At 77.7% G+C, this 2,718-nt stretch carries 2 protein-coding genes and 1 pseudogene; all 3 read left to right on the forward strand.

The window, feature by feature from the left end; all coding sequences use genetic code 11:
* A partial coding sequence (locus tag FB00_RS20700) for an HAD-IC family P-type ATPase (protein WP_047234809.1) occupies window positions 1-1,037 on the forward strand: 1,037 nt, incomplete at its 5' end.
* Between the two features lie 97 nt (window positions 1,038-1,134).
* A complete protein-coding gene (locus FB00_RS20705) occupies window positions 1,135-2,526 on the forward strand; it encodes a ferric reductase-like transmembrane domain-containing protein (RefSeq protein ID WP_047234810.1) in 1,392 nt (463 codons plus the stop codon).
* Window positions 2,523-2,718, forward strand: a pseudogene (locus FB00_RS20710) (hypothetical protein); the annotation flags it as partial. The gene FB00_RS20705 and the pseudogene FB00_RS20710, both read left to right, overlap by 4 nt.

Here is a 2,718-nt window from a genome sequence, read left to right on the forward strand (position 1 = left end):
GGATCATCGTCAAGTCGGCGGGCACGCTCGAGCAGCTCTCCCGCGTGCGGACCGTGGCGTTCGACAAGACGGGAACCCTGACCCACGGAGCGCCGGTGGTCGTGGAGGTCCGTCCCGCGGGGGACCTCCCTGCGGACCGCTTCCTCGCCCTCGCGGCCGCCGTCGAGCAGTACTCGGTGCACCCTCTCGCCACTGCAGTCGTGCGCGCCGCCCAGGAACGCGGCCTCGCCCTCCCCGCCGCGCGCGACGCGGTGGAGGAGACCGCGCGGGGCGCGCGGGCGACGGTCTGCGGCCACGTCGTGGCCGTGGGCCGGCTGGGCTTCGTCGTCGCGGAGGAGCCAGCGGGGGTGCCCACCCCCGGAGCGGGCCGGAGCGCCGTCCACGTGAGCGTCGACGGCGCGTACGCCGGGACGCTGTTCCTCGCGGACGAGCTGCGGGCCGAGGCGCGCTCCACGGTCGCGTCCCTCCACGCGGCGGGGGTCCGCACCACGGTGATGCTCACCGGCGACGCGGCGGCGACCGCCCGGCACGTCGCGGACGCGGTCGGTATCGACGACGTCCGGGCCGGCCTCCTCCCGCAGGACAAGGTCGACGCCGTGCGAGGGCTGCCGGACCGCCCCGTGATGATGGTCGGAGACGGCGTGAACGACGCCCCGGTCCTCGCGGTGGCCGACGTCGGCATGGCCATGGGCGCACGGGGCTCGACGGCGGCGACCGAGACCGCGGACGCCGTCGTCGTCCGCGACGACCTCGCGCGCGCGGTCGGGGCCGTGCGGATCGGGCGCCGCACCGTGCGGGTCGCGTGGCAGGCCATCGGCATCGGGATCGCCCTGTCGGGGCTGCTCATGGTCGTGGCCGCGACGGGACGGCTCCCCGCGCTCGCTGGCGCGTGGCTCCAGGAGGGCGTCGACCTCGCATGCATCCTGTGGGCGCTGCTCGCCACCCGCCCGGGCAGGGACGAGACCCCGCCCGGGCCGCCCCGGAAGGCGTCCGCCGCCCGGGCCGCCGAGCCGCGCGTGCCGGCGTCGTCCCGCTGAGACCGGGCGTCCACCCGCCCCGCGCGCGGACGAAAGGTCCGACCCCGGAGCACCGCCTCCGAGAATGCTCTGAGAATCGCCGGGCACGCTGTCTCGCATGAGCATCCTCACGACACGCCGGACGTCGGCCCAGGCCCCGCCCCGGGCCGAGGCCCGTGCACCGCGCGGCCCTGGCGCACCCGCTCCGGGCGCGGTCGCCCTGCGCGCGGTGCTGCTCGGTGTCCTCGCGCTCGTCGTCGCGTTCTGGTGGCAGGGCACGCCGCCGTCCGCCGGTGCGACGCCGGCCGGTGCGCTCACCGGCGTCGGGGAGCTGGTGGGGCTCGTCGCGTCGGTGCTGGTCTGCGCGCAGCTCCTCCTCGTCGGGCGCGTCCCCTGGTTCGAGCGCGCGGTCGGCCTGGACCGGCTCGTCGCGTGGCACCGCGTCCTCGGGACGACCGTCGTGCTCCTCGTCGTCACCCACGCGCTCCTCATGGTGGCCGGGACCGCCCTGCCGGCGCAGGCCGCGTCGTGGTGGCAGGCGCTCACCCTCGTGCTGGTGGAGCCGGACATGACGGCCGCGCTCGTCGGCACGGGCCTGTTCGTCGTCGTCGGGGCGTCCGGCGCGCGGCTCGTGCGGCGGTACCTGTCGTACGAGGCGTGGTTCCTCGTGCACCTGACGATCTACGCCGGGGTGTACCTCACGTTCGCGCACCAGGTCACGGCGGGCGCGCACTTCGTCGGCGACCCGACGGCCCGCGCCGCCTGGGTGCTCCTCTACGCGGGCACCGCCGCGGCGCTCCTCACGTGGCGCGTGGTGCTGCCGCTCCTGGGCGTGCTCCGGGACGCGCCGCGCGTGAGCGCCGTCGTGCCGGAGGCCGGGGGGATGACGAGCGTGTGGGTGTCGGGTCCGGCGCTCGCGGACGTCGGGGCACGGGCCGGCCAGTTCTTCCTCGTGCGCTTCCTCGCGCGGGGCCACGTCGTCACCGCCCACCCCTACTCGGTCTCCGTCGCGCCCGACGGCGAGCACCTGCGCTTCACCGTCGGTGGCCTGGGCGACCACTCGCGCGCGGTGGCGCACCTGCGGCCCGGGACGCGCGTGCTCCTCGAGGGGCCGTTCGGCCGCTTCACCGCCGCCCGGGCGCGACGCCGCGGTGTGCTGCTCGTCGCCGGGGGCGCGGGCGTCGGGCCCGTGCGGGCGCTCGCGGAGGACCTGGTCGCGCGCGGGCACGACGTCGTCGTCGTGCACCGCGCCCGGTCCCGGGCGGACCTCGGCCTCGGCCACGAGCTCGCCGACGCGCCGCTCACCTACCTGCCCGTCGTGGGCCGCCGGGCCGACCTCGGGCACGACCCCCTGGGCCCGGGGCGGCTCGACGCCCTGGTGCCCGACATCGCGTCGCGCGACGTGTTCGTGTGCGGCCCGCCCGCGATGGTCGCGACCGTCGAGGACTCGGCACGCCGCGCGGGCGTGCCGCGGTCCGCCGTCCACCACGAGGAGCTGAGCCTGTCATGACCGGACGCCGCTGGAGAGGCACGATCGTCTACGCGGGGAGCGTGCTCGCGCTCGGGGCCGCCGCGCTCGCGCGGTACGGCGGGGCGCCCGGCCTCGCCGGGGACGGGTCCGCGACGTCGGGAGCTCCCGCCGTCGTCGCGGGGTCGGAGCCCGTGACCCCCGCGACCCCGACGCCGGCCCCGGCACCCTCGA

Source organism: Cellulosimicrobium funkei, assembly GCF_001019615.1.
Lineage (GTDB): Bacteria > Actinomycetota > Actinomycetes > Actinomycetales > Cellulomonadaceae > Cellulosimicrobium > Cellulosimicrobium cellulans_E.

Excerpts from the sequence above, each read along its gene's own strand:
- FB00_RS20705 (WP_047234810.1), top strand. The coding sequence starts at position 1,135 with ATGAGCATCCTCACGACACGCCGGACGTCGGCCCAGGCCCCGCCCCGG.